General features: G+C 45.9%; 22 protein-coding genes and 1 tRNA gene. 13 read left to right on the top strand and 10 right to left on the bottom strand.

Translation table 11 applies throughout. The annotated features are described in order from the left end of the window. Positions 1 to 280 precede the first annotated feature (280 nt). Positions 281 to 1,603 (top strand): chromate efflux transporter, encoded by a 1,323-nt coding sequence (gene chrA, locus BMW79_RS06650; protein WP_089892195.1) that lies wholly within the window; start codon positions 281 to 283, stop codon positions 1,601 to 1,603. A gap of 34 nt (positions 1,604 to 1,637) precedes the next feature. Here chrA and BMW79_RS06645 read toward each other — a convergent pair whose 3' ends face one another. The 4 genes from BMW79_RS06645 to dnaA all read right to left on the bottom strand — a co-directional run bounded on the left by BMW79_RS06645 (position 1,638) and on the right by dnaA (position 5,378). Beyond that, the gene (locus BMW79_RS06645) at positions 1,638 to 2,261 is read right to left on the bottom strand and encodes a hypothetical protein (RefSeq protein ID WP_089892191.1); all 624 of its coding nucleotides are present in this window, start codon (positions 2,259 to 2,261) and stop codon (positions 1,638 to 1,640) included. Positions 2,262 to 2,347: 86 nt separating this feature from the next. Continuing rightward, positions 2,348 to 3,427 carry a DUF2652 domain-containing protein gene (locus BMW79_RS06640; RefSeq protein WP_089892189.1) on the bottom strand — a complete coding sequence of 360 codons (1,080 nt, stop codon included), beginning with the start codon at positions 3,425 to 3,427 and terminating at the stop codon, positions 2,348 to 2,350. A 232-nt stretch (positions 3,428 to 3,659) separates the two neighbouring features. Then, a tRNA-Ser gene (locus tag BMW79_RS06635) sits at positions 3,660 to 3,748 on the bottom strand. Positions 3,749 to 3,944: 196 nt separating this feature from the next. Continuing rightward, positions 3,945 to 5,378: a chromosomal replication initiator protein DnaA gene (dnaA, locus tag BMW79_RS06630; protein WP_079469646.1), complete on the bottom strand. Its 1,434-nt coding sequence runs from the start codon at positions 5,376 to 5,378 to the stop codon at positions 3,945 to 3,947. Between the two features lie 552 nt (positions 5,379 to 5,930). On the opposite strand from dnaA, the gene BMW79_RS06625 reads away from it, so the two are divergent. From BMW79_RS06625 to BMW79_RS06610, 4 genes are all read left to right on the top strand, one after another. Next, entirely contained in the window at positions 5,931 to 6,317 is a 387-nt protein-coding gene (locus tag BMW79_RS06625; RefSeq protein WP_089892186.1) for a DUF3127 domain-containing protein, read from the top strand. Between the two features lie 140 nt (positions 6,318 to 6,457). Then, complete coding sequence (locus tag BMW79_RS06620) at positions 6,458 to 8,017, top strand: NAD(P)/FAD-dependent oxidoreductase (RefSeq protein WP_089892184.1); 1,560 nt, start codon at positions 6,458 to 6,460, stop codon at positions 8,015 to 8,017. 57 nt (positions 8,018 to 8,074) lie between these two features. Further along, positions 8,075 to 9,019, top strand: coding sequence for an ABC transporter ATP-binding protein (locus BMW79_RS06615; protein WP_089892181.1), 945 nt, complete (start codon positions 8,075 to 8,077; stop codon positions 9,017 to 9,019). A gap of 14 nt (positions 9,020 to 9,033) precedes the next feature. Next, positions 9,034 to 10,332 carry an ABC transporter permease gene (locus BMW79_RS06610; protein ID WP_089892177.1) on the top strand — a complete coding sequence of 433 codons (1,299 nt, stop codon included), beginning with the start codon at positions 9,034 to 9,036 and terminating at the stop codon, positions 10,330 to 10,332. A 57-nt stretch (positions 10,333 to 10,389) separates the two neighbouring features. Here the strand turns inward: BMW79_RS06610 and BMW79_RS06605 are convergent, their stop codons facing one another. Then, positions 10,390 to 11,334, bottom strand: coding sequence for an NAD(P)H-dependent flavin oxidoreductase (locus BMW79_RS06605; RefSeq protein WP_089892174.1), 945 nt, complete (start codon positions 11,332 to 11,334; stop codon positions 10,390 to 10,392). A 31-nt stretch (positions 11,335 to 11,365) separates the two neighbouring features. Continuing rightward, positions 11,366 to 12,358, bottom strand: coding sequence for a sugar phosphate nucleotidyltransferase (locus tag BMW79_RS06600; protein WP_089892171.1), 993 nt, complete (start codon positions 12,356 to 12,358; stop codon positions 11,366 to 11,368). Positions 12,359 to 12,496: 138 nt separating this feature from the next. Between BMW79_RS06600 and BMW79_RS06595 the strand changes: the two genes are divergently transcribed. The 5 genes from BMW79_RS06595 to BMW79_RS06575 all read left to right on the top strand — a co-directional run bounded on the left by BMW79_RS06595 (position 12,497) and on the right by BMW79_RS06575 (position 16,614). Then, complete coding sequence (locus BMW79_RS06595; protein WP_089892168.1) at positions 12,497 to 13,774, top strand: serine hydroxymethyltransferase; 1,278 nt, start codon at positions 12,497 to 12,499, stop codon at positions 13,772 to 13,774. A 128-nt stretch (positions 13,775 to 13,902) separates the two neighbouring features. Continuing rightward, the gene (locus BMW79_RS06590) at positions 13,903 to 14,736 is read left to right on the top strand and encodes an ABC transporter ATP-binding protein (RefSeq protein ID WP_089892165.1); all 834 of its coding nucleotides are present in this window, start codon (positions 13,903 to 13,905) and stop codon (positions 14,734 to 14,736) included. Positions 14,737 to 14,744: 8 nt separating this feature from the next. Then, on the top strand, positions 14,745 to 15,560 hold the full coding sequence (locus BMW79_RS06585; protein ID WP_143059093.1) for a hypothetical protein: 816 nt from the start codon (positions 14,745 to 14,747) through the stop codon (positions 15,558 to 15,560). A gap of 12 nt (positions 15,561 to 15,572) precedes the next feature. Further along, complete coding sequence (locus tag BMW79_RS06580; RefSeq protein ID WP_089892159.1) at positions 15,573 to 15,944, top strand: GntR family transcriptional regulator; 372 nt, start codon at positions 15,573 to 15,575, stop codon at positions 15,942 to 15,944. 1 nt (position 15,945) lies between these two features. After that, on the top strand, positions 15,946 to 16,614 hold the full coding sequence (locus tag BMW79_RS06575; protein ID WP_089892156.1) for a hypothetical protein: 669 nt from the start codon (positions 15,946 to 15,948) through the stop codon (positions 16,612 to 16,614). Between the two features lie 123 nt (positions 16,615 to 16,737). On the opposite strand, the gene BMW79_RS06570 is transcribed toward BMW79_RS06575, so the two are convergent. From BMW79_RS06570 to secA, 4 genes are all read right to left on the bottom strand, one after another. Further along, complete coding sequence (locus tag BMW79_RS06570; RefSeq protein ID WP_089892153.1) at positions 16,738 to 17,913, bottom strand: M20 metallopeptidase family protein; 1,176 nt, start codon at positions 17,911 to 17,913, stop codon at positions 16,738 to 16,740. Further along, a complete protein-coding gene (locus BMW79_RS06565) occupies positions 17,897 to 18,337 on the bottom strand; it encodes an SPOR domain-containing protein (protein ID WP_089892150.1) in 441 nt (146 codons plus the stop codon). Before BMW79_RS06565 ends, BMW79_RS06570 begins: the two co-directional genes overlap by 17 nt. Before the next feature lie 30 nt (positions 18,338 to 18,367). Further along, positions 18,368 to 19,036 carry a deoxyribose-phosphate aldolase gene (gene deoC / locus BMW79_RS06560; RefSeq protein WP_245752401.1) on the bottom strand — a complete coding sequence of 223 codons (669 nt, stop codon included), beginning with the start codon at positions 19,034 to 19,036 and terminating at the stop codon, positions 18,368 to 18,370. Between the two features lie 89 nt (positions 19,037 to 19,125). Continuing rightward, complete coding sequence (secA, locus tag BMW79_RS06555; protein ID WP_089892144.1) at positions 19,126 to 22,449, bottom strand: preprotein translocase subunit SecA; 3,324 nt, start codon at positions 22,447 to 22,449, stop codon at positions 19,126 to 19,128. Positions 22,450 to 23,390: 941 nt separating this feature from the next. Between secA and BMW79_RS06550 the strand changes: the two genes are divergently transcribed. Genes BMW79_RS06550 through BMW79_RS06540 form a run of 3 tightly spaced genes read left to right on the top strand, consistent with a single transcriptional unit; the run spans position 23,391 to position 26,939 of the window. Continuing rightward, complete coding sequence (locus tag BMW79_RS06550; RefSeq protein ID WP_089892141.1) at positions 23,391 to 24,674, top strand: MFS transporter; 1,284 nt, start codon at positions 23,391 to 23,393, stop codon at positions 24,672 to 24,674. Positions 24,675 to 24,698: 24 nt separating this feature from the next. Then, the gene (locus BMW79_RS06545) at positions 24,699 to 25,862 is read left to right on the top strand and encodes a Gfo/Idh/MocA family protein (RefSeq protein ID WP_089892138.1); all 1,164 of its coding nucleotides are present in this window, start codon (positions 24,699 to 24,701) and stop codon (positions 25,860 to 25,862) included. Positions 25,863 to 25,883: 21 nt separating this feature from the next. Further along, positions 25,884 to 26,939: a sugar phosphate isomerase/epimerase family protein gene (locus BMW79_RS06540; RefSeq protein WP_089892136.1), complete on the top strand. Its 1,056-nt coding sequence runs from the start codon at positions 25,884 to 25,886 to the stop codon at positions 26,937 to 26,939. Positions 26,940 to 26,982 lie beyond the last annotated feature (43 nt).

Here is a 26,982-nt window from a genome sequence, read left to right as displayed (position 1 = left end):
GAACACGATCCCGGACAAACTGTTTTATCGCCCCAAATGAGCCTTATTTAGCCGCTAAAATAAAGCCCAAAACCTTGCACAGAAGGCACATTTAACGTATCTTCGTGCAGCTTTCCGGAAGCCATCAGAAGAGTCTTTTTTCACGCTGAAACAATTGCCTTTTTAATCATTCGACCGGTTTTGACGCCGGTGGTCTGTCACTGCTTTTTGCCCGTAGCTTTTACGTTACGGAAAGAAGAACTATTGCCACTAAGCAGGGGAGAGGAACATTAACAATCGCATGGAAGCACAAACACAAATACAACGACCCGATTTCAAAGAAGCACTTCAATTCTGGTTTAAACTCGGATGGATCAGTTTTGGCGGCACCGCCGGCCATATTGCCATCATGCACGATAGTTTAGTGGATCACAAAAAATGGATCAGCAACAGCAAATTCCTGCATGCCCTTAATCATTGTATGATCTTACCCGGCCCGGAAGCACAGCAACTGGCCATTTATATCGGATGGCTGTTACACGGTAAAAAAGGAGGGCTTGCGGCAGGCATTCTGTTCGTATTACCCTCCATGTTCATTTTACTCGGACTCAGTATCATTTATGTTTTATTTGGCAGCATCCCCTGGGTAACGGCCCTGTTTGCAGGTTTGAAACCTGCGGTCATTGCGCTGATCTTCATTGCCATGGTCCGGATCGGGCAGAAAGCCCTGCATGGTCCGCTGCATTATGCAGTGGCTGCAATGGCATTTATCTGTATCTTTTTCTTCAAGACTTCCCTGCTGGCAATTATCGGAGGTACCGTTATTCTTGGTATGCTCGTGCGACTGGTATACCCAAACGCCCTGCCAGGGAAACAACAACGAAATATAGCGGAGGAAGAAGAACATACTTATGTTCTCCATAGAAACACGGTAGCGCCAGGCGGCGGCTTTCGCATGGCGCGTTTATTCAGATTGCTCGGAATTGCCTTTCTGCTCTGGCTCGTTCCCTTCGCCTTATTCTTCCTGTTTTTCCGGGACTTTTCGTTTTGGAAAAACCTGGGCCTGTTCTTTACACAAACCGCCTTTGTTACCGTGGGTGGCTCTTACACCGTGCTTCCTTATGTAGCGCAGTTCAGTGTCACCAAACTGAACTGGCTCACCAAACTGCAGATGATCGACGGCTTTGCGCTGGCAGAAACAACTCCCGGTCCGTTGATCATCGTATTATCTTTTGTGGGCTTTATGGCCGGATACAACCATTTTAACGGCTCTTTATGGATGGGTACAGCCGGACTAGTCGCTACCACTTACTTTACGTTTTTACCCTGTTTCCTGATGATTTTTGCAGGAGCCCCTATTATTGAGAAAACACACGGCATCCATATCATCGAAAATATTCTCGGACTAATTACCGCTGCCGTAGTAGGCGTTATCCTTCATCTTACCCTGTATTTAGGGAAAGATGTGTTATTTCCGGGAGATGCTCCTTTCACGCAACCGGACATACTGGCACTGGTATGGATCATTATTTCCCTTGTGCTGATATTGCGGTTTAAAATGAATATGCTGTATGTAATCGGGTTAAGTGTGTTGTATGGATGGGTGCATTATCTGTGCAGGTAACTAAAAAAGGATGCTCATGAATGAGCATCCTTTTTTATTCTTCATATCCATCAATATCAAACGAATACTTATCGTTATCGCACTTTTCAAAATTGTCATTGTGCGCATTGGCCACCTCCCTGAAACAGAGCTGGTAGGCATAATTTTTACTTTCCCGTTCCAGTTCCTGTTCTCTCTTTAATCCCACCAGGTCAAATAAATAGGTTCCCCGTGGAAGATCCATTCCTATTGCAGGATAATATTTTTCAAGTGTACCTGCTGCACCGGATGGAATTTCATCCATTTTGTCCGTAATATTTGCTTTAATATCTGCCAGCTGATATTCCAGGTAATCAAAGCTGGCAAAACATATGCGGCCCAGGTCACCCACTTCAAGATAAAAACCTGGATAACGGAATATCTCCTTATACCCGGCCGGGAGCGGGGAATTATCTTCATTCAGGGTGGTGAATATTGCATATTCAAAAGCTGAGATACGATAAAATGGCGCCATCTTTCCGTCTTTGATCATTTGATAAAAGATCGGTTTATTTTTGTCGAGATAAGAAATCAACTTCTTCGCCTTTACTTTTTTATCGCTTAAATATTGGGTTAATACATCCGTGGATATAATGGCAAATCCATACCCATCTGCGGAAAGCTCTCCGATGTTCTTCATGGAATGTGATAAGTATTTAATAATGCATGTTAGTATACCATAGCGGCTTTGCCACCAGCAAATACGACAACGGATATAGGTTTCTTTTAAAAATCGAGCGGCAACGTAATATTCATCACCAATGGTTCCAGCTTTGCCAGCGCGGTTTGTAAGTCATGCTCCATCTTCTTTTTCTGCCGCCATCTGAAAAGCCATTGTTGTAAAAAGTTTTTATGAAGATAGAAATCTATGGTTAACCTGGCACTGTGTTCGCCTGTTTTTTCTATGATATAATAATAAGAACAGTTTCTCTTCTGATCTGTTTCACTGAAACTCACCACCCGATCCGGATCATAGGAAAAGCTACTGGTATACATCAGCGAGGAAGTTCCGTTCGTATATACATGCCGGTGACGGCTGCCCACACCCGGCAGAAAATGTTCGACTTCCTCCACGTTGCGGATAGACGGCTGCCACAGGTGACGGAATTCGAAATGTACTACGGTAAAGGTCAGTGTTTTGATATCCACCTGATAAGCCCGGGAAACAGACAGCACTTTCACCTTATCTGCCAATTCAAGCTGCGGATCAGGCTCAGGAATAAGATTATCTTTCAGGGTTCCCAACTGGGCGTAATGGAAAGGAACATCACCGGATTCGGTTTGTTTAATGCTGCTGTCCCAGGTGATCCATTCGGGCGCAGACAGCGCTTCACCGGGAAACAGGTGGTCTGTCACCAGCCAGTACTCATGTTGCGGGATATCGTTTTTTAGTAGCTGATGTGCCACAATCACATCTTTCCCTATTAGCTTACTAAAATTCTTTACCTGGTAAGTAGTGAATTCACCATAATGGGTAATTACTTTCAAGGTAAGATCAACAGCGGTTATACAAGCTTTACACTGGCAGATTTTCCGGTGATCATACGCCATGAGATAGCGATGGAATGCACAGAACATCTTTTCTACCTGTTGGTACATTTGCGCTATATCCGGAGGAGGCCCAAACTTATAAAACAGGATAGCATCGCCTTCTATCTCGGAGATTTCCAGCTCCGATTCATTGGCGTTGATCAATAATTCAAGTAATTGCTGGATAATATGCCGGCTGTGTTCAATCTCGATTTCATTTACAAAACGGGTAAAGCCACTGATATCCGGAATAAAAAGCAGCCCTCGGTTTTCCATTTTTTATCTTAAAGTTAGAGATTATCGGGGATAAAAGGCGGGATTATCCGGGCTGTATGAAAGGCATGCCCAGTGGAAGATTGGATACTGAATTCTGATGGTTGGGATAATGACTTCCCTTTAGACTTTCCGATTGCACGTCTGCGAATCACATAACGCAACAACTCTCAAAAGCTAATCATACACCAAATAAAAAAGCCTTCAGATATATCTGAAGGCTTTTTGTATGCTGCGGAGAGAGAGGGATTCGAACCCTCGATACAGTTTAACCCGTATGACGGTTTAGCAAACCGTTCCTTTCGGCCACTCAGGCATCTCTCCATCGTTATTTCCCTGAAGGGGTTGCAAAAATAGGAAATCTTTTATATTCTCCAAAAGCATTTTCAATTTTTTTATAAAAAATTTGAAACATCATGGATAAGAATCCACCAGAACGCAATACAGTAAAGGATTTCAATGAAAAAGCCGTGCTGGTTTTGCACGGCTTTTAAAATAGGTTATCGGGGTATGACAGGCCTTACATGGCCGCCAGTTGTACTTTCTGTTGCAATTCAATTACGCTGTCGCGGAAGTTATTGTCTGTATCCATCAGATCTTTCACCGTCTGACAGCTATGGATAACGGTTGTATGATCCCGTCCTCCGAAATGTTCACCGATCGTTTTCAAAGAATTCTTGGTAAATGATTTTGCGAGATACATGGTGATCTGCCTGGCCTGCACAATTTCACGTTTACGTGTTTTCTGCAGCAATTTATCATAAGGCACATCAAAATATTCGCATACCATTTTTTGTATGCTCTCAATCGTAATTTCTTTGGAAGATGTTTTTACGAAAGATTTCAATACACGCTTCGCCAGTTCCAGGTCTATTTCCTTGCGGTTTAAGGAGGATTGTGCCAGCAATGAGATTAATGCACCTTCCAGTTCACGTACGTTGGTCTGGATATTATAAGCTACATATTTCACTACTTCTTTAGGCATTTCCAATCCATCGTTCCGCATTTTCATTTCCAGGATTTCCATCCTGGTTTCGAAATCAGGAATCTGAATATCGGCACTCAGACCCCAGCGGAAGCGGCTCAGCAATCTTTCCTGTACACCATCCAGATCTTTAGGCGCCTTATCAGACGTCAGGATCAGTTGTTTACCGGATTGGTGCAGGTGGTTAAAGATAGCGAAGAAGGCATCCTGTGTTTTCTCTGCGCGGGCAAAGAATTGGATATCATCTACAATCAACACATCTATCAACTGGTAAAAGTGGATAAAGTCGTTGATGATATTATTCTTGGAGTGATCTATAAACTGATTGATAAATTTCTCTGCACTTACATACAACACTGCTTTGTTGGGATGTATGCGTTTCACATCATTGCCTACTGCCTGCGCAAGATGCGTTTTCCCCAATCCTACACCTCCATATATCACTAATGGATTAAAGGAGGTACCACCGGGCTTTTCAGCCACTGTTTTACCTGCACGTCTTGCCACACGGTTACTGTCACCCTCTACATATGCGTCAAACGTATAGTTGGGATTGAGCTGCGAGTCAATCTGTACCCTTTTGATACCCGGAATAACAAAGGGATTCTTAACCGGGTTGTGGATCGTTAAAGGAAAATCTACTTCATTGTCTTTCTGAGGTTTGGTAAACTGCGTGGGCATGTTTACTGTTCTGGGATGCTGATGTGGCGTACCGTTCTCTACTACAATGCGATACTCCAGCCTGGCTTCTTTACCTAATTCTCTTTTGATGGTTTTTCCTAACAATCCCACATAGTGCTCCTCAAGGTATTCATAAAAGAATTGGCTGGGGACCTGGATGGTTAAAACATTGTTTTCAAGTTTAATGGGTTTAATAGGTTCAAACCATGTCTTAAACGGCTGCCATTCTACTATATCCCTAATTATATTAAGACACTTTTCCCAAACTTGTTCGCAAGTTTTATTCATTGAGATAAAAAAAATTAGTTGTTTCTTAATTAAGGATGCTTAGTTCTCGAATTCGAAATTCCTCAACGCAGGATGTTGAAAAATTTTCAGACAGGATGACGAATATCTGTAGAAAATGTTGAAAAAAAAAATTTATCTACCCTTGTTTATATTCTCCTGATTACAGAGTACTAAAACCCCTTTTTCCACTACTGCTGTGGCTTTACAGCCCAGACGTGACAAGGTTTTCACTACTATAAACCCCATTGATTAACAGCACTTTTATCTGACTCATTCTCCTTTTTATCATCAATATGGATATATAACTGATAAAATAATATTGTATCGGCTCTCTCAAAAAAAATCGTTCACTTATAAAACATGAGATATTCACACTTTTCCCGGAGAGGGTGCAAAACTATGTTAGTATCTCCATTTAAAAAAATGTATTCAGGGGTAGTAATTGTGAAAGTATTTATTTATATCCGCGCGCACCGGATTAATAAAAAATATTTGCCCGCACTAAGTCGAATACCTTATCTTTGACCCTTCTGAATTTAAAATAATTTTTCTATGAGTTTTGAAATTACCGGAAAGCTGATTGTGAAGTACAACACGGTACAACGTAGCGAAACTTTTAAGACAAGAGAGTTCGTTATCGAGAAGTCCGACGACATCAATGGCCGTGTTATCAACAACTATATTAAGTTCCAGTCGGTGCAAGACCGCACTGGTATTGTAGACCGGTTCAATGAAGGTGAAAACGTTAAAGTTTATTTCAATATCAAAGGCACCAGATGGGAAAAAGATGGTAAAGTAAACTACATTACCAACCTGGATGCATGGCGCATGGAATCTGTAATGGCAGCTGCTGCTCCGGGCACAGATCCCCAGCCTAACTACAATACTCCTCAGATGCCAGCTGGCGGTGGAGATGGCGGCGATGACCTGCCTTTCTAAGCTGAAAGTATAAAAGCTATTGCAGTAAAGCGAAGAGAAAAGCGGTACAACCGCCTGTCTCTTCGCTTTACTCGTTTTATACATTTCCCCCGTATTCCCTATCTTTGCCGCAGTTTTAGGATAAACACCTAACCGCTAACATGATACAACAAATATCTCTCAAATTACTACCGGCCGACGCCGCATCTCATACACATATCATACAGCACGCCGCTGCTGCACTCAGTGTAAAACCTTCCGACATCACCGGATTCAATCTGCTCAAACGCTCTATTGACGCACGTTCCAGGCAGGTGTTCTTTGTACTCACCATCCAGGTTTTCATAAATGAACCCTTCGCTGAAAAACAACATACCCATCCGGTATATCCCTCCCTGCCAGCCAATGCCCCCAGGGTACTGATTGCAGGAGCAGGACCAGCAGGACTCTTCGCCGCACTACGGCTCATAGAAGCAGGTATCAAACCCATTATACTCGAACGCGGAAAAGATGTGCGCGCAAGACGCCGCGATCTGGCCGCACTCAATAAAACAGGTATCGTCAACCCCGACTCCAACTACTGCTTCGGCGAAGGCGGCGCTGGTACCTACTCTGATGGTAAATTATATACCCGCTCCAATAAACGCGGGGATATTAACCGCATCCTCAACATCTTCGTGCATTTCGGCGCAGAAGATAAAATAATGATCGATGCTCACCCACATATCGGTACCAACAAACTACCGCATATCATCACCGCCATGCGCGAACAGATCATCAACAGCGGCGGTGAAGTACACTTTGAACAAAAAGTCAGTAATATCCTGATCAGCAACGGCGCGGTGACCGGCGTACAAACTGCCACCGGGGAAATCTTCGATGGCAAACAACTCATTCTCGCTACCGGCCATTCTGCCCGCGACATATTTATCATGCTCCACCGGCAAAACATTTTGCTGGAAGCAAAACCTTTCGCTCTCGGTGTTCGTGTAGAACATCCACAGGAACTGATCGACAACGCACAGTACCACTGCGAAGTACGTGGCGAATACCTGCCACCTGCCAGCTATAGCCTCGTAGAACAGGTAGAAGGTCGCGGCGTATTCTCCTTCTGTATGTGCCCCGGTGGTATCATTGCTCCTGCGGCTACCGATCCCGGCGAACTGGTGGTCAACGGCTGGTCGCCCTCCAAACGGAATAACCCATTCGCCAATTCAGGAATGGTGGTAACAGTAGACGAATCCGACTTTGCACCATTCGCCCATCATGGCCCACTCGCAGCCATGTATTTTCAACAGGCAGTGGAAAAACAGGCCTATCAGGCCGGCGGCGGCAACTTCGTGGCACCTGCACAGAGAATGACCGACTTCGTCCATAAAAAAGTATCTGCCTCCCTGCCGGAATGCTCTTATGTGCCTGGCCTTAACAGCACCGATCTGCGCAGCGTTCTTCCGAAAGTAGTACACCAGCGCCTCGCAGGCGCTTTCAAAGCCTTTGGCCGCAAAATGAAAGGATACTATACAGAAAATGCGGTACTGGTAGCTACCGAATCACGTACCTCATCACCCGTACGTATTCCCCGCAATAACGATACGCTTGAACACCCACAGGTGGCCGGGCTCTATCCCTGCGCTGAAGGCGCCGGATACGCCGGCGGTATCGTGTCCGCTGCAATGGACGGAGAACGCGTGGCAACCATGATCGCAGCCAGGTTACAATAAGTTCGCATCGGGAGACATTATGATTAATTATTGCAGATTAATCACTAATTTTTCACCATGAACCTCCTCGAAGTCAAACACCTGAAAAAACACTACGAAACCCACAAAGCAGTGGACGACGTGAGCTTTGGTATAGAACAGGGCAGCATCTTCGGCTTACTGGGACCCAACGGCGCCGGAAAAACCACCCTGCTCCGCATGATCACCGGTATCTTCTATCCCGATGAAGGCCAGATCCTCTTCAACGGACAAAAATTTGACCCGGAAAATGATGTGCAACACATCGGGTATATGCCCGAAGAAAGAGGCCTCTATAAAAAAATGATGGTAGGAGAACAAACCCTCTACCTCGCCCAACTCAAAGGACTCAGCAGGAAAGATGCGGTACAGAAAATCAAATTCTGGTTCGATAAATTTGACATCAATTCCTGGTACAATAAACGGGTAGATGAACTCAGCAAAGGCATGCAACAGAAAGTACAGTTCATCTCCACCATTATTCACCAACCAAAACTGCTGATCCTCGATGAACCTTTCTCCGGATTGGATCCCATCAACTCCAATCTCATCAAGCAGGAAATATTTAATCTCAGTCAGCAGGGTACCACCATTATCTTCTCTACCCACCGCATGGAACAGGTGGAAGAAATATGCGATCATATCATGTTGCTCAACAAAGGCCATAAGATACTCGATGGCAGCGTGGCACAGATCCAGCAGGACTTTAAACAGGGTCTCTTCAAAGTAGGATTAGGTACCATGCCCAATCCTGCACAAATGGCTACTTATCACTTTAATATTGTGCAAACACATGATAAGGCGTTTACCGTAAAAATGAATGAAGACAGCACCACTAACGATATTCTTCTTCATTTCATCCGCCAGGACATTCCTGTTACTTATTTTGAAGAAATCCTGCCGTCTATTAACGAAGTATTTATCACCCAGGTACAGCAAACTGAAAACAGCAACGCCAACGTAGCTGCTTTACCGCTGGCCTGATCAACCTGCAACTTATGGAGAAAATCTGGCTCATTATAAAACGGGAATTCTTTACACGTGTCCGCAAAAAGTCGTTCCTCATCACCACACTGCTGGTGCCGCTCGCTTTTGCAGCAATGATTATTGTCCCCATTATCCTGTCTACCACCAGCACGGAACATAAACGTATTGCGGTAGTGGATAAAAGCGGCTTGTTCGAAAACAAGATCCCCGATTCCAAAGGTGTTTATTTCAAATACCTGCAACATCAGAATATCGACAGCCTCAAACTGCATTATAGTGAACTGGGCTATGAAGGCGTACTCTATTTACCTGAATTTGATATTAACCGCCCTTCCGGCTTCGAGTTTTACAGCAGCGGACAGGCCAGCGTCAACATAGAAAGCAGTATCAACAAGGATATCAACAGCGTCATCGAAAAGAAACGCATGGAAATGCGGGGCATCGATCAGTCGAAAATGGACGAGATCCGTTCTGATGTGGAAGTGATCTTTAAAAACGGGAAAGATGAAAAGAAAGGAAATTCCTGGGTCGCTTATGGCGTAGGCTATGGCAGCGGGTTTATCATTTATTTTATCCTGTTGCTGTTTGGTACCTCTGTGATGAGAGGCGTGATGGAGGAAAAGGTAAGCCGCATTGCAGAAGTAATGATCTCGAGTGTTAAACCTTTCCAGCTGATGATGGGAAAAATCATCGGCATCGCGGCAGTAGGACTGTTGCAGTTCTTTATCTGGGGTATTCTCGTTACGGGCATCTATATGCTGGTGCCATTGTTCTTCTCTCCGGAAAGTATGCAGGCAGCGGCTACCACACAGGCAGACCCGCAGCAAACCGCAGAAATCATTCACCGGATGAGGGATGTAGTAGGCAGCATCAACTGGGCCTTGCTGGTGCCTTGTTTCCTCCTGTATTTCCTTGGTGGCTATTTATTCTACTCGTCCTTATATGCCGCTATCGGTAGCCTGGCCAATGAAGACGCCTCCGATATACAACAACTGACCATTCCGGTAACCGTGCCTATTATCATTGGCATTATGATCATGATGAAGGCCGTACAGGACCCTGGCAGCCCGTTGGCGGTATGGGGCAGTATTATTCCGTTCACATCTCCCATGGTAATGATGGCCCGGCTGCCATACGGCGTTCCGGGAACTGTACCTTACTGGCAACTGATCCTGTCGTTTGTATGTTTGATTGGTGGCTTTATGGGTACTACCTGGGTAGCCGGCAGAATATACCGCACCGGTATCCTGATGTATGGAAAGAAAATTACGCTGAAAGAGGCAATGAAGTGGGTGGTAAGAAAACCATAATATTTTGTACCCTGGTTACCGGAGATGCCAATCCCGGTAACCAGCCGTTAAAAGCAATCAGCTATCGGGGTTGTTCAACTGCCGGATCGTCGCTTTAAATTCGGTCCAGATTTCCTCCAGCACCTGCGCTGCAGGCTTTATGTCATGGATCAGGGCACTTACCTGGCCTATTTCCAGTTCCCCTTCTTCGAGGTTACCTTCAAACATGCCGGCTTTAGCGCGGGCACGCCCGAGCAATGTTTTCAGGGCCGTTACATCTGCACCGTTATCTTCCGCTTCACGCACAGCCTGATAGAAATTATTTTTGATGAGCCGTACCGGCGCCAGCTTCTTTAAACTAAGCATGGTATCGCCCTCTTTGGCATTCACCACTGCGTTTTTAAAGTTGATATGGGAAGATGCTTCCGGGGTAGCCACAAAACGGCTACCGATCTGTACACCGGATGCACCCAGCGCAAAAGCTGCTGCCATGGCCTTACCGGAGCCTATTCCACCGGCTGCAATCACCGGGATTTTTACCTGTTCACATACTGCCGGAATCAGCACCAGGGTGGTGGTTTCTTCCCGTCCGTTATGGCCGCCTGCTTCGAATCCCTCTGCTACCACGGCATCTACACCGGCTGCTTCGCTTTTCAGGGCAAATGCAGCACTGGATACCACATGCACTACCTTTATACCGGCAGCTTTCAGTACCGGTGTCCAGGTTTTGGGATTGCCGGCAGAAGTAAATACAATTTGTACTCCTTCTTCCAGGATAATATTTATCAGCTGATCAATATCAGGATATAATAAAGGCACATTTACGCCAAAAGGCTTATCAGTAGCTTGTTTGCATTTCTGAATATGTTCCCGTAGCACATCGGGATACATACTTCCTGCGCCTATCAGGCCCAATCCGCCGGCATTACTAACTGCACTGGCTAAACGCCATCCGCTGGCCCAGATCATACCGGCCTGGATAACAGGATACTGAATATTGAACAGAGAAGTAATGCGCTGCATGTACAAAGCTTTTTGATAAAAGCGAATATAGCTATCCCAGGTCTATTTCCGTGTTGTCACCGATGTTCAGGCTCTGGCTCAATCCCCGGATATTGGCATCACTGCCGATCAGGGAAGCCTTCAGCACCACTTCATACAGATTACTGAAAGAACCAATGATAGAATCCTTTACAATAGAGTAGTTGATCACCGTATTATCACCAATGGCCACATTAGGGCCGATGATAGCGTTTTTAATATTACAGCCTTCCCCTATACTCACCGGTGGGATGATAATCGTATTTTCATATGGTAAAACGGGATTGCTGGCCAGTTTATATTTCTTCAGCAGGATCGCATTGGTTTCCAGCAGGGTATCTTTCCGGCCGCAATCGAACCAATTGGATACTTTAAAGCCGTTGAACTGTACCCCATGCTCAATCATACACTCCAGCGCATCGGTCAGCTGGAACTCATCGTGCGACTTGATACGGTTGTCGATATTGCTTTGCAGGCATTCATACAGCTGCTGCGTTTCTTTGATCTTGTAAAGTCCTACCAGCGCGAGGTTCGACTTAGGAATCTGTGGTTTTTCCACTACGCGGGTAATTCTGCCCGTTTCATCCAGTTCGGCCACCCCAAAGTTACGCGGATCGTCTACCTTCTTCAGGCCCAGCATAGAGTAGGGCGCGGCAATCACTTCTTTAAAATCACATTCGCAGATGGTATCTCCCAGTACAATCAATACTTCGTCGTTGCCTACTACATCGCGGGTAAGTGATAACGCATGCCCCGTACCTTCGCGGCTGTTCTGCTGAACAAAGTGACAGGTCAGTTGCGGATATTTCTTTTCTACGTAATGCTGGATCTTTTCGCCAAGATAACCCACCACAAAAACGAATTCTGTGATACCTGCGTCCACCAGCTGATCAATAATGATACTGAGAATGGTTCTGCCGGCTAAAGGTATTAATGCTTTTGGCTGTGTATATGTATGTGGACGAAGCTTGGTGCCGGCCCCTGCCACGGGTATTATTGCCTTCATTTAGTGTTGTAGTTAGGATTAGCTATTGCTGCTCGAATGCGGCGAAATTAACATAAAAAGCGGAAAGCATAAAGCAGAAGGCATTACGCTTGCAATTGATCTGGCTTTCATTTATTTTTGCACCAAATTTAAGGCAACATGCAAAGAGACCAGCAAATATTTGATTTAATCGGCCAGGAATTGGAGCGTCAGCGCCATGGCATTGAGTTGATCGCATCTGAAAACTTTACCAGCTTACAGGTAATGCAGGCGATGGGACACGTGATGACGAATAAATATGCCGAAGGCTATCCTGGCAGAAGATATTATGCAGGCTGTGAAATTGTGGATCAGAGCGAACAACTGGCCATCGACAGAGCTAAACAGATATTTGGTGCAGCTTATGTAAACGTTCAGCCTCACTCCGGCGCGCAGGCCAATGCAGCTGTTATGCTGGCTATTCTCCAGCCAGGCGATAAAATCCTGGGACTGGATCTGAGCATGGGCGGTCACCTCACCCATGGTTCTTCCGTAAACTACTCCGGAAAACTCTATCAACCTCATTTCTACGGTGTTAACAAAGAAACAGGCCTGGTAGAATACGATAAAATGGAAGAAATTGCCAACCGCGAAAAACCCAAACTGATTGTTTGCGGTGCTTCTGCCTACAGCCGTGACTGGGATTACAAACGTATCCGCGAAATAGCTGACCAGGTAGGTGCTTTTGTACTGGCTGATATTGCACACCCGGCAGGTCTGATTGCCAAAGGCTTACTGAACTCTCCGTTTGCACATTGCCATTTCGTAACTACTACCACCCACAAAACCCTCCGTGGTCCACGTGGCGGTATGATCATGATGGGCGCAGATTTCGAAAATCCATTCGGCCTGAAAACACCAAAAGGCGAAACCCGCCTGATGAGCTCTCTCATTGACACCGCCGTATTCCCTGGTATCCAGGGTGGTCCGCTGGAACACGTGATTGCTGCTAAAGCCGTTTCCTTCTTCGAGATCCTGTCTGACGACTATACCGTATACGCCAACCAGATCCTGAAAAATGCCCAGTCAATGGCGAAAAGCTTTGTAGGCAAAGGATATGAAATCATTTCCGGTGGTACCGACAATCACCTGATGCTGATTGACCTCCGTAATAAAAACATCTCCGGTAAAAAAGCCGAACAAACACTGGTGAAGGCTGATATCACTGTTAACAAAAACATGGTGCCTTTCGATGATAAATCTGCTTTCGTTACCTCCGGTATCCGTATCGGTGTTCCCGCCATCACTACCCGTGGCATGAACGAAAGTCATATGGGCCAGATCGTTGACTGGATCGATGCACTGCTGATGGATGCTGATAACGAAGGACTGATCCTCAAAGTAAGAGGTGAAGTAAATACGTTTATGCAGCAGTTCTCCCTGTATCCTGAGCTGTAATCATATATTTAGTTATATAAAAGCGCAAACCTGAGGTTTGCGCTTTTTTTTTGCCTTTTATTTTGAAATACAAAAAACTCCCCTATCTTTACAGTGTACTAGTTAAGTAGTACACTAAATCACACGATATGATTAACATCCAATCCCTGACATTCAGCTATCGCAAAAACAAACCCCTGTTCGAAAACTTACAGCTGCGCCTGGAAGCAGGACATATCTATGGTTTGCTGGGAAAAAACGGCGCGGGAAAATCAACCCTGCTCAAACAGATGGCAGGCCTGCTTTTCCCGGATAGCGGCACCTGCGAGGTAATGGGCTATCCTTCCGCCAAACGACAACCCGCCTTCCTCCGCGAAATATTCCTGGTGCCGGAAGAATTCTACCTGCCGAAAGTAAGCGTGAAAAGATATGTGGGGACGTACGCACCGTTTTATCCCAACTTCGACGAGGGCGCTTTTTATAAGTACCTCAAAGAATTTGAAATTCCCAAAGACCAGCAGCTCACAGAGATGTCGTACGGACAAAAAAAGAAAGTACTCATCAGCTTTGCACTGGCCACCAACACCAAAGTACTGATCATGGATGAACCCACGAATGGGCTCGATATTCCCTCCAAAAGCCAGTTCCGGAAAGTGATTGCAGCCGCTGTGAGTGAAGAGAAATGTATCGTGATCTCTACCCACCAGGTACGCGACCTCGACAACCTGATAGATAGTATTGTGATCATCGACGGGCATAAAATTATTTTCCGGGAAGATGTGCAAACGGTAACGGATAAACTAAGTTTCAAAACTGTTAGCCGGATAGAAGAATCTACTGATATCCTCTTTGCAGACAGTAACCTGCGCGGACATACGATCATTACCCGCAACGCCGGCAACGAACAAAGCAAAATAGATATGGAATTGTTGTTCAACGCCATTCTTACCAATCATAAACCCATCCAGGAAATCTTCAACTGATACTTCCCATGCAACCAAATAATGTATTTAACCTTCGTCGCATGCAGTTCTACCTGCAGAAACACATCACGGATCACTACCGCTTCTATAGCATGAGCATGCTCGCTATATTTGGCATCATGACAGTGCTCGGGGTGTTAATGATTCTACTGGCCCGCGATCCGTTCAACCGTTTAAGTGATCTTGTTCCCTTTTATTTTATCGGCCTGTTTTTCGGCGGCATGTTGTTTACCAGCCGGTCTTTTAATGAACTGGGGAGTAAAGAAAAAGGAGTTGATTTTATTATGCTGCCCGCATCCCAGTTTGAAAAATTCGTCACCCTGTTCCTGGTCAGCACCATCGGATTTCTTGCATTCTATAACCTTAGCTGCTATGTGAGCTTCAAAATCATACAATCGGTACAACTCGCTGCACTGGATAGAAAAATAGAAATGAACTACGACTTTTTCGACAATCCAAAAGAGAAAGTGTACTTCTACTATGTCTATGTTGTATTACAGGCGGCATTTCTATTAGGCGCTACTTACTATCATAAGTATAGCTTTATTAAAACGATCCTTTCTGTATTCGTGTTTGCATTCTTAGTATGGTGTGTCAATGCATTCCTGGTCACCTGTATCTTCGGATTTCAACATGAATTCTGGAAAAGATCTGTTCCCTTCTTTATGGTCAACAAACTGGAAGGCGGCCCGATTTCCTGGCATACCACCGTGTATCTTATTCCGGAATGGTTGCGGCACTTTTATGACTTTGCCCTCAAGTTCCTGATTGCCCCTATTCTTTGGACTATAGCCTATTTCCGGTTGAAAGACCAAGAAATTTAAAATCTTTGTGAGATGGAATTTAAAGATACACAAGCAATATACATACAGATCGCCGATTACATCTGCGAACAGATATTGCTCACCAAATGGCAGCCGGAAGAACGTATTCCATCTGTAAGGGAACTGGCGGTTTCGCTGGAAGTAAATCCCAATACAGTGATGCGCACCTGCGAGCTCCTGCAACAACAGGAAATCATTTACAATAAAAGAGGGATCGGCTATTTTATCAGCGCAGATGCCATGAAGAAAATAAAACAATTCAAGAAAGATACTTTTATCAGCAATGAATTGCCCAGCTTCTTCCGCAGCATGTACCTGCTGGATCTTGATCTCGATGAACTGAAACCTCATTTTGAGAAATTCAAAAAATCAAATTTCAATTAACATGACAACCAGCAATAAATTACTCTTAGGCTTTGCAGGTGTACTGGTGTTATTCATGCTATTCTCTGTTATCATCCTGAAAGCAGACTACAATAAAGGGATCACCAATATCGAAAGACAACAGCCACAGGTAGACCCGGATTATACCAAAACCACCCTGCCGGCTTTCAAGGCACTGGTATTACGCAATACCTCCCCGCAACCTGCTGATCAGGGCGCATCTTTCCGTATACGCGAATCGAATGACTACGCCTTTGAATTCTACAAGAACGCCACTTTTCACGTATCAGGCGATACGCTCTATGTGGAAGTCAGCAAACCCCGCGATGTGGTGTTGTTTTGCCCGACGATCAGCTACATCGGCAATACCAGCAATTACAGCCTGGATCTGAATGATACCAAGGCGCCTGTGCTGCAAATTAATGTAGGGTCAGACGTTGGCACGTTCATCTACAAAACAGAGATTAACTCCTTCTCCTACACCGGTGGAAATAACAATAAACTGGAAGTAAGTGACGAGAATAAACTGGATTCTGTGCGGATCAAAATGGGTAAAAACGGGTCGTTGTTCTTTTATGCGCCCTACAAATCCGGGGAGTTTAAAGTGGATAGCCTGAAAGAGTTGAACCTGGCCGAAAGGTCTATCCAGAGCTTAAAACAATTCAATTAGCAATAATTTCTATCAATACACAAACTGGTTGTCCAGCCGGTTTACAAGCTTTATAAAAAACAAATTTTTGTGTTAAAAAAAACGTCCCGATTTTCATCGGGACGTTTCTGTTATTATATCTTTTTAGAACTGCGTAGCCAGGTAGGCCATCGTGCCCATTCCAATTTCTATGGCGTGTTCATCTACGTCAAAAGTAGGGGTGTGTACACCGGAAGTAATACCCCTGGCCACATTGCCGGTACCCAGCCGGAAAAAACAAGCCGGTACCACCTGTGAATAAAAGGCAAAATCTTCTGCCCCCATCCGGATCTCCGTATCACCCACAGCTTCTTCACCGAGGAAGTCTGTAGCAAAGCTGCGTGCTTTCGTAGTAATGATCTCGTTGTTATACAAAGTAGGATAGCCTACCAATATTTCAATGTCTATTTCAGCGCCCATTGCTTCTGCAATACCTACTGCCTGTTTGCGGATCAGTTCATGCGCCTTAAAACGCCAGGTTTCATCCATTGCCCTGAAAGTACCCATCAGCTTCACTTCGCTTGGGATTACATTGGTAGTAAAACCGCCATTGAAAGCACAGATAGATAATACCGAAGGAGAAAAAGGATTGTTGTTACGGGAGATGATCTGCTGTAAGCTCACTACCAGTTGAGACGCTACCAGGATGGTATCTACTGTAAGATGAGGTTGCGCGGCATGGCCGCCTTTACCTTTTACGGTAATATAAATTTCATCGGCGCTGGCCATGTATTTACCGGCGTGAAATCCAATCTTGCCCACTTCCAGGGAAGGATGCACATGCAGCCCCAGGATAGCGTCCGGACGTGGATTTTCGAGGGCGCCTTCTTCTATCATGATGCTTGCTCCACCCGGGTGCTTTTCTTCGCCCGGTTGAAACAGGATCTTGATCGTGCCTTCAAATTCTCCTCTTAACTCGTGTAATATTTTCGTGGCCCCCAATACACAGGAAGTGTGTACATCATGTCCACAGGCGTGCATAACGCCGGTGTTGACTGATTTATAGGGTACATCGTTGGCTTCTGTAATAGGCAATGCGTCCATATCTGCACGCAATGCAATGGTTTTGGAAGCGGGATTTTTTCCTTCTATGAGCGCAATAATGCCGGTGCCGGCAATACCTGCCTTGAAGGGAACACCAAAGGAAGTTAATTGCTGCTGTATAAACGCAGTGGTTTCAAATTCCTGAAAGGATAATTCCGGATGGGAATGCAAATGCCGCCGGATAGCAGTAAACTCAGGAGCATACGCTTTCGCCAGCTCTTTAATACGGTTCTTCATTCGATAGTTCTTTATCCAGTGACACGTTAATGATAGCGGGTACTACAAATACACCTCCTGAAAACAGGTCGGATAATTTGTCCCGTAATTCAGCGGCTTCCTCACGGGATTTGAAATCGCCTACGCGCACTTTAAAATAGGGTGCCTGGTAATCGAGATAGGTGCGGTAATCGCCGAAGAGCTGCATTACTTTCGCTTTTGCTTCATTCGCGTCGCCCCGTTTGTTGGTGGAGATCACCTGTACCCGGAAACCAGACTGGTTGCGGATAGCAAGGGTATTAATGTAGATCTGTTTTTTAATCAGCACATCCACACGACTATCTTTCACCACTCTCACATTTCCATTGGAAGCGGTGGCATTGTCCTGTGCCATGGCCCAACTACTCCCCAACAGACAGCATACCAGGATGAATAACTTTTGCATGAATAAGGTATAATTAACTATGAATAATTACTATTGTGCTTCTTTGCTCTCCTTCACAATATTGATGCTGGCACTGGCGCCGATCCGGGTAGCCCCTGCCTCGATCAACTCTTTCGCAAAGGTAAAGGTACGAATCCCGCCGGAAGCTTTTATTTGTATGTTAGCAGGTAAATTTGCACGCATCAGTTTTACGGCTTCCACGGTAGCGCCTCTTTCTGCATAACCGGTAGACGTTTTCATGAAATCCACGCCATATTTCGCATACAACTGGCAGCACTGCACGATCTCTTCTTCCAATAATATGCCACTTTCGATGATGATCTTGATCACTTTCTTCTTTTCACGCACCAGGTACATGATATTGGCAATTTCCTTTTCCAGGTATTCCCAGTCTTTGTTCTTGATCGCCGAGATATTAATCACCACATCCAGCTCATCTGCCCCATCTACAATGGCCAGTACGGTTTCAGCTACTTTGGCCTCTATAGCGGAATACCCGAACGGAAAGCCTATTACGGTAGCCACTTTGGTATTGGTAGCTCCCAGGAATTGTTTTGCCAGTTTCACATATAACGGGGGCACACAGGCTGCCGCAAAATCGTACTCCACACATTGCATACACAACTGTTTGATGTCTTCCAGTGTGGTGGTGGGTTTCAATACGGTATGGTCTATATAGCGGTTAATCTCCATCGTCATGTCTTTTATTGGATTACAAAGCGAAATTAATGCAAAACGGATTACGTTGCCGTAATCCGTTTTGCATTAATTTTTCCGGGTAGTTCTGCTTATGCGTTCTTACCGTGGCATTGTTTGTATTTTTTACCGCTACCGCAAGGGCAAAGATCATTACGACCTATCTGTGGGCCCTGGTGGCGTACGGGTTCTGTTTTTACTTCTTCTGCGGTTTGAAATTCCGGTGCGCCGTTCTGGTGACTACCGTTCTCGGCCAGTTCCTCATGAGAAGCACGCATGCGGCTCATATCGGTTTTTTCTTCGCGGCCTTCGCGGATTTCCGGTGCAGCTTCCTGTTCCTGGTTGTTTACGGGGATACCGCATTTGGTCAGGAAGGAAACGATATCACGGCTGGTTTCACCATCCATTTCCTTGAACAGGTTGAACGCTTCGAACTTGTAGATCAGCAACGGATCTTTCTGTTCGTATACGGCACTCTGTACAGATTGTTTCAGGTCGTCCATGGCACGCAGGTGCTCTTTCCATGATTCATCGATCAAAGCCAGGGTGATGCTGCGTTCCAGGGCGTTCATAGTTTCATGCCCCTTGGTTTCCACTACTTTCTGCAGGTTGGCCAGTACGTTGATACCTTTTTTACCATCAGTAAATGGTATGGAGATATTTTCGATCTGGTGTCCCTGTTCCTGGTGGATGCGCTCAATTACCGGCAGTGTATTGCTGATCAGGTCATTTACTTTGCGGGTGTAATTATCTTTCCCTTCGTAATACAGTTTGGAAGCCAGGTTTGGAATATCTGTCTTCGCCAGTTCTTCACGGGTGATCTTTGTATCAATAGAGAAGTTCATGATAGCATCCATTTTGAATGCTTCATAATCACCGCTGGCTTTATGGGTAGATACCATGTTCTCTGCCACATCATAGAAGGCGTTATCGATATCTATAGCCAGACGTTCGCCAAACAGGGCGTGGTTACGTTTTGCGTAGATCACGGTACGCTGCTTGTTCATCACATCATCATACTCCAGCAAACGCTTACGGATACCAAAGTTATTTTCTTCTACTTTCTTCTGTGCTCTTTCGATAGAACGGGTGATCATGCTGTGCTGGATCACTTCTCCTTCTTTATAACCCATACGGTCCATGAGGCCGGCAATACGTTCTGAACCGAACATACGCATCAGGTCATCTTCCAGGGAAACGAAGAACTGGGAAGTTCCCGGATCACCCTGACGACCGGCACGACCGCGCAGCTGGCGATCCACACGACGACTTTCATGTCTTTCTGTACCGATGATAGCCAGACCACCTGCTTCTTTCACGCCGGGTCCGAGCTTGATATCCGTACCACGACCCGCCATATTGGTAGCGATGGTCACAGCACCGGGTAAACCGGCTTCTGCTACGATCTGTGCTTCACGGGCGTGCTGTTTCGCATTCAGTACGTTATGAGGAACTTTATCGAAGGTCAGCATCTTGCTCAGTAATTCAGACACTTCCACGGAGGTAGTACCTACCAGTACGGGACGGCCTTTTGCCTGCAATTGCTTGATTTCGTCGATAACAGCTTTGTATTTATCTCTCTTTGTTTTGTATACCAGGTCTTCTGCATCTACACGGGAGATCGGAAGGTTGGTAGGAATAGTCACCACATCCAGTTTGTAGATTTCCCAGAGTTCACCTGCTTCAGTAGAAGCCGTACCAGTCATACCAGCCAGCTTGTGATACATACGGAAGAAGTTCTGCAGGGTGATGGTAGCAAAGGTCTGGGTGGCTGCTTCCACTTTCACATTTTCCTTCGCTTCAATAGCCTGGTGTAAACCATCAGAGTAACGGCGTCCATCGAGGATACGACCGGTTTGCTCATCTACAATCTTCACTTTACCGTCCATTACCACATACTCCACATCTTTATCAAATAAAGTGTAGGCTTTCAGTAATTGCTGAACGGAATGGATACGATCTGACTTTGCGGCAAAGTCCTGCAATAATGCGTCTTTGCGCTGCAGTTTCTCTTCAGGTGTCACTGACAGTTTTTCAATTTCTGCCAGTTCTGAACCCACATCCGGCAGGATAAAGAAGTTCGCATCTTCTCCGCCTTGTGTGATCAGGTGAATACCTTTATCGGTGAGATCTACACTGTTTTGTTTTTCTTCGATTACAAACAGCAGTCCTTCGTCTACTTTTGGCATTTCGCGTTGCTGATCTGCCAGGTAGTAGTTTTCTGCTTTCTGTAATAACACCCTGTTACCAGGTTCGCTGAGATATTTGATCAGCGCACTGCTCTTTGGCAAGCCTCTCCAGGCGCGCATCAGGGCCAGTCCACCGGTTTTTGGATCATCTTTTCCTTCTCCGATCAGTTTCTTGGCTTCCTGCAGGTATTGGTTGGCTGCTTTTTTCTGCATTTCCACCAGGTATTCGATACGTGGTTTCAGTGCATGGAATTCCTGCTCTTCTCCGCGTGGGATAGGACCGGAAATGATCAGCGGGGTACGGGCATCATCCACCAGTACACTATCCACCTCATCCACCATGGCGTAATGGTGTTTACGTTGTACCATTTCATCCGGGTTGTGTACCATGTTATCACGGAGGTAGTCGAAACCGAATTCATTGTTGGTACCGTAGGTAATATCCGCCAGGTAAGCGTTACGGCGTTCAGGTGTATTGGGTTGATGTTTATCGATACAGTCTACTGTAATATCGAGGAATTCGAAGAGAGGACCATTCCACTCGGAGTCACGACGGGCCAGGTAGTCATTCACCGTTACGATGTGTACACCTTGACCAGCCAGTGCATTGAGGTAAGCAGGCAGGGTAGATACGAGGGTTTTACCTTCACCCGTTGCCATTTCGGCAATTTTACCCTGGTGTAATACGGTACCACCGATCAGCTGCACGTCATAGTGTACCATGTTCCAGGTAACCATGCTGCCGGCAGCGTTCCAGCTGTTTTTCCAGATTGCTTTGTCGCCTTCGATCGTTACGTAATCCTTTCTTACTGCCAGCTGACGGTCCAGGTCTGTTGCGGTAACAGTCTGGGTAACATTGTTGGTAAAACGACGGGCTGCTTCTTTCACTACCGCAAACGCTTCCGGAAGTATTTCTTTCAATACTACTTCCAGTTGTTTATCACGGTCTTTTTTAAGAAGGTCTATTTCCTGGTATATGGTGTCTTTTGAAGTGACATCTTCTTCGGCATCTGCTGTGGTCTGTTTCTCCGCTATTTCTTTATCAATAGTGGCGAGATGTGCAGCGATGCGTGCGCGGAAGTCCTGCGTTTTACGACGCAGCTCATCAATAGGCAGGGATTGCAGTTTTTCGTACTCCTCATTAATCTGCTGCACCACCGGAGAGATGGATTTAATATCCCTTTCTGATTTATTCCCTCCAAATAGCTTTGATAAAAAACCTAACATGTTAAATGTTTAATTACGAATTACGATTTCTATTTATTGTAACCTGACCCCATCCAGGCTGAGTATATCAGTTGATAAATTCCTGCTTTACCAGCCTGTGGCACTAAGGCTGCGGGCTTAGTCAGTTGGATAGACGGCATCCAGATTACTCAAATATTGTGCTTGTTAAAGGCCAACTGTCAAGGTGTCAGTTTTACAGCTGCCCGGCAAGGCCTGTAAAAGTAGGAATAAATTCGGTGATTCAAGAGGGATTTTGGGGGGATTTTCCAATTTGCAGAAATCAATTAACATATTGTTGATATTTGCCGCGAAAGTTACTGTTGTAGGCCTTCTGGAAAGAAATCATTTCACTGCGGCCAGGCGTCGGAGCACAAAAAAGAACCTGCACTGCTGTCAGGTTGCTGTAGTGATTTTTTTGAGTACACTCACTTCTTTGTCAGGTTATACCCGGACATTTTCGCGTAACCGGTAATTTCGTTCCCGGACCGCACCCAACCGGCGGATACCGGCAAGTTTTACCGGTTTACAATTTCATTTCCGGGTATTTCGTTGATGCTTCACCGGTAGTCAGGCCTCCCGCCCGGCAGCAAAGTTCCGCTGTTTGCATCCTGTTGTCAGGCTAAAAGCCTTTTAGATGGGCTTTATCCGGATGAACTGTAAACCGGTTTCAGGATTACTATTGCAGGACAGAATACCCGGAGAACATGCATTTCCCCGTTTCCGCCCCCGGCCTGTCAAAACCGTTTATCCTGAAATATGACCGCATGGACAGCCGTCCGAAACAGTGTCGTTTCCCGGCTGGATCGCCCGTTCCCGGCGAAAAAGAGAATTTTCAAAAAAAATGCCTTTCGTCCATATAAAAAGATGGAAATATGAAAATACTTTTTATAAATTTAAAGGTTTAATAGCCGTTTTAACTTTTTACACAAATATCCACGTTTATGGCAAATGCAATTCAGCCGCAAAAACTGTTCGTAGCCAGCTGTATGGCGCTACTGGTAACATCATTATCCTTTGGCATCCGTGCCGGAATCTTAAGCCGACTGGGCGTTGAGTTCCACCTGGATACCAAACAATTAAGCATCATTGCAGGTACTGCTTTCTGGGGATTCCCGCTGGCAGTAGTCATAGGCGGTTTCATTGTAGATGCTATAGGCATGAAACGTTTGCTGCTCGCAGCGTTTATCCTCCATCTGGTGGGTATTGTGCTGACGGTGTTTGCCAACGGTTTCTGGTCGCTGTTTATTTCCACCCTGTTTATCGGTATGGCCAACGGTACCGTGGAAGCAGCGTGTAATCCACTGGTGGCCACCATTTTCCCGGACAACAAAACAACCAAACTGAATCACTTTCACCTGTGGTTCCCCGGCGGTATCGTAGTAGGTACACTGCTGGTATTCCTGCTCACCAAAATGGGCCTCAGCTGGCAGCTGCAGGTAGCCACCATGGTGATCCCTACCCTGATCTATGGTTATCTTTTTCTGAAACTCGACTTCCCCGTTACAGAAAGGGTGGCAGCCGGTGTTTCTTCCGCACAGATGTACAAATCTATCTTAAGCCCCCTGTTCATCGTGATGTTTATCCTGATGTTTGGCACCGCCATCACAGAGCTTTTCACCGGGCAGTGGATTGAAGTATTATTAAAGAATGTGACCGAAAACTCCATCCTCATCCTGGCTTTAACCGCTGGTGTACAAGTATTGGGCCGAGGCATTGCCGGACCGGTTGTTCATAAAATATCTCCTACCGGCGTTTTGCTTATTTCTGCGATTTTATCAGCTTTGGGCTTATATTTACTTTCCCATGTATCAGGCAACATGGTATTTGTGGCCGCCTTCATCTTTGGAATGGGCGTAACTTATTTCTGGCCAACCATGCTCGGATTTATCTCCGAAAACATCCCTGAATCAGGCGCCTTAGGCATGAACCTGATGGGCGGTGCCGGTATGTTTGCCGTATCTGTTTACATGTATTTTATGGGTGGTTTCTACGACAGTATCATCGTAAAAAACTTACCTGCCGGCGCATCCCTGGATGCTTACCGCTCCGCAGCTCCCGGCTCTGCTGAAGCTACTGCTTTCAGCCAGGCCACCGCAGTTGCCGGTCCGGAAATCATTAACGCCACCCTGGTAATACCAGTAGTACTGATAGTGGCCTTTACAGGACTTTTCTTTTATATGCGCAGCCGCAAAAAAGTAGTAAAAGCACAGGTTCAGATAGTATAAAATTATAAAACGATAATTGTAAATATGACACGGAAACTTAGAATGGGAATGATCGGAGGCGGTAAGGACGCCTTCATTGGTGCAATTCACCGGATTGCAGCCAATATGGACGGACTGATTGAGCTGACTGCAGGCGCACTCAGCATCAATAACGATATCGCTGTGGAATCAGGTAAAATGCTGTTCCTCGATCCGGAACGTACTTACCTCGATTTCAAAACAATGCTGGAAAAAGAAGCTGCCATGCCTGCTGATAAAAGGCTGGACTTCGTGACCATCGTAACGCCCAACTTCGCTCACTTTGAACCGGCCATGATGGCACTGGATCTGGGCTTCAACGTAGTTATCGAAAAACCGATCACGTTTTCCCTGGACGAAGCAAAACAATTAAAAGCAAAAGTAGAAGCAACCGGCTTAACCCTGTTGCTCACACATACCTACACCGGCTATCCAATGGTAAAACAAGCCAGGCAGATGGTGAAAGACGGTGCACTGGGCAAGATCCGCAAAGTATGGGTAGAATACCCACAAGGCTGGCTGAGCAAACTCAGTGAAAGAGAAGGCAACGCACAGGCTGCCTGGAGAACAGATCCTAAAAAATCCGGTAAAAGCGGCTGTATGGGCGACATCGGTACCCACGCAGCAAACCTGGCAGAATATATCAGCGGCGCGAAAATTGAAAAGTTATGCGCTGACCTCAACATCATGGTACCAGGCCGCGCACTCGACGACGATGGCGCTGTACTGCTCCGTTTCGACAACGGCGCTGCAGGCGTACTGATGGCCTCACAGGTAGCTGCCGGTGAAGAAAACGCCCTGAAAATCCGTGTATACGGCGAAAAAGGCGGTCTCGAATGGGCACAGCACGAACCTAATACCCTCCTCGTAAAATGGCTGGATAAACCTACTGAAATCTATCGCGCAGGCGGCGGATACAGCTTCCAGTCTTCCTACATGACCCATAACACCCGTACTCCGGGCGGACATCCGGAAGGATACCTGGAAGCATTCGGTAACCTGTACCGCAACTTCGCACAAACTTTATCTGCGAAAATTGATGGCGTACAACCATCTCCGGAATCCCTGGACTTCCCGGGTACCGAAGAAGGCGTACGTGGTATGGCGTTCATCGACAACGTAGTTCGTTCTTCTCAGAGCGATGCTAAATGGACTAATTTCGAGATCTAGTATTAACAACCGGAAGAGCGTATGAAAACGATAAAAGGACCTGGTATTTTTCTGGCGCAGTTCATGGGAGATGAAGCGCCTTTTAATAATCTGAAATCCATCTGTGAGTGGGCTGCCTCCATTGGCTTCAAAGGAGTACAGATCCCCACCTGGGAAACACGCCTGATAGACCTGCAAAAGGCTGCCGAAAGCAAAACCTATGCAGATGAAATCAAAGGCATCGTGAATGCAGCCGGACTGGAAATCACCGAACTGAGTACACACCTGCAGGGACAACTGGTAGCAGTAAATCCTGCTTTCACGGAAATGTTCGACGGATTTGCACCTGCACAATATCATGGTAATATCCAGGCCCGCACAGAATGGGCCGTGAACCAGCTGAAATACGCTGCGAAAGCCAGCCGTAACCTGGGCCTCAACGCCCACGCTACTTTCAGCGGCGCGCTGCTCTGGGCACCTGCTATGTATCCATGGCCGCAACGCCCTGCAGGACTGGTGGAAACCGGCTTCGCAGAACTGGCTAAACGCTGGCTACCCATCCTGAATGAATTTGATGCCAACGGCGTAGACGTTTGCTATGAAATTCACCCGGGTGAAGACCTCCACGATGGTATTACTTTCGAACGCTTCCTGGAAGCAACCGGTAATCATACCCGTGCTAATTTGCTGTATGATCCAAGTCATTTGCTCCTGCAATGCCTGGATTACCTGGAATATATCGATATTTACCACGAAAAAATCAAAGCCTTCCACGTAAAAGACGCGGAATTCAATGCCACCGGCCGTTCCGGAGTATATGGCGGATTCCAGTCGTGGATCGATCGTCCGGGACGTTTCCGCTCTCTGGGCGACGGACAGGTTGACTTTAAATCCATCTTCAGTAAAATGGCGCAATACGATTTTGCCGGCTGGGCCGTTATGGAGTGGGAATGCTGTATTAAACATCCGGAAGATGGCGCTAAAGAAGGTGCCCCTTTCATACAGGATCATATTATCCGTGTTACCGAAAAAGCATTTGATGACTTTGCCGGAGGCGGAACAGATGATGCTTTCAATAAGAGAATTTTAGGCATATAATTGCCGTATATCCACCGATCGTAGTAAACAATAACCAAATAAA

The organism is Chitinophaga arvensicola (genome assembly GCF_900110835.1).
In the GTDB taxonomy this organism is placed as follows: domain Bacteria; phylum Bacteroidota; class Bacteroidia; order Chitinophagales; family Chitinophagaceae; genus Chitinophaga; species Chitinophaga arvensicola.
Note: the sequence above shows the minus strand (reverse complement) of the source record. Positions and strands in the feature narration are given on the sequence as shown.

Bases quoted from the DNA above. Each gene is read 5' to 3' on its own strand.
- chrA (WP_089892195.1), top strand. From the start codon at position 281: ATGGAAGCACAAACACAAATACAACGACCCGATTTCAAAGAAGCACTT.
- BMW79_RS06645 (WP_089892191.1), bottom strand. From the start codon at position 2,261: ATGAAGAACATCGGAGAGCTTTCCGCAGATGGGTATGGATTTGCCATT.
- BMW79_RS06640 (WP_089892189.1), bottom strand. From the start codon at position 3,427: ATGGAAAACCGAGGGCTGCTTTTTATTCCGGATATCAGTGGCTTTACC.
- dnaA (WP_079469646.1), bottom strand. From the start codon at position 5,378: ATGAATAAAACTTGCGAACAAGTTTGGGAAAAGTGTCTTAATATAATT.
- BMW79_RS06625 (WP_089892186.1), top strand. From the start codon at position 5,931: ATGAGTTTTGAAATTACCGGAAAGCTGATTGTGAAGTACAACACGGTA.
- BMW79_RS06620 (WP_089892184.1), top strand. From the start codon at position 6,458: ATGATACAACAAATATCTCTCAAATTACTACCGGCCGACGCCGCATCT.
- BMW79_RS06615 (WP_089892181.1), top strand. From the start codon at position 8,075: ATGAACCTCCTCGAAGTCAAACACCTGAAAAAACACTACGAAACCCAC.
- BMW79_RS06610 (WP_089892177.1), top strand. From the start codon at position 9,034: ATGGAGAAAATCTGGCTCATTATAAAACGGGAATTCTTTACACGTGTC.
- BMW79_RS06605 (WP_089892174.1), bottom strand. From the start codon at position 11,334: ATGCAGCGCATTACTTCTCTGTTCAATATTCAGTATCCTGTTATCCAG.
- BMW79_RS06600 (WP_089892171.1), bottom strand. From the start codon at position 12,358: ATGAAGGCAATAATACCCGTGGCAGGGGCCGGCACCAAGCTTCGTCCA.
- BMW79_RS06595 (WP_089892168.1), top strand. From the start codon at position 12,497: ATGCAAAGAGACCAGCAAATATTTGATTTAATCGGCCAGGAATTGGAG.
- BMW79_RS06590 (WP_089892165.1), top strand. From the start codon at position 13,903: ATGATTAACATCCAATCCCTGACATTCAGCTATCGCAAAAACAAACCC.
- BMW79_RS06585 (WP_143059093.1), top strand. From the start codon at position 14,745: ATGCAACCAAATAATGTATTTAACCTTCGTCGCATGCAGTTCTACCTG.
- BMW79_RS06580 (WP_089892159.1), top strand. From the start codon at position 15,573: ATGGAATTTAAAGATACACAAGCAATATACATACAGATCGCCGATTAC.
- BMW79_RS06575 (WP_089892156.1), top strand. From the start codon at position 15,946: ATGACAACCAGCAATAAATTACTCTTAGGCTTTGCAGGTGTACTGGTG.
- BMW79_RS06570 (WP_089892153.1), bottom strand. From the start codon at position 17,913: ATGAAGAACCGTATTAAAGAGCTGGCGAAAGCGTATGCTCCTGAGTTT.
- BMW79_RS06565 (WP_089892150.1), bottom strand. From the start codon at position 18,337: ATGCAAAAGTTATTCATCCTGGTATGCTGTCTGTTGGGGAGTAGTTGG.
- deoC (WP_245752401.1), bottom strand. From the start codon at position 19,036: ATGACGATGGAGATTAACCGCTATATAGACCATACCGTATTGAAACCC.
- secA (WP_089892144.1), bottom strand. From the start codon at position 22,449: ATGTTAGGTTTTTTATCAAAGCTATTTGGAGGGAATAAATCAGAAAGG.
- BMW79_RS06550 (WP_089892141.1), top strand. From the start codon at position 23,391: ATGGCAAATGCAATTCAGCCGCAAAAACTGTTCGTAGCCAGCTGTATG.
- BMW79_RS06545 (WP_089892138.1), top strand. From the start codon at position 24,699: ATGACACGGAAACTTAGAATGGGAATGATCGGAGGCGGTAAGGACGCC.
- BMW79_RS06540 (WP_089892136.1), top strand. From the start codon at position 25,884: ATGAAAACGATAAAAGGACCTGGTATTTTTCTGGCGCAGTTCATGGGA.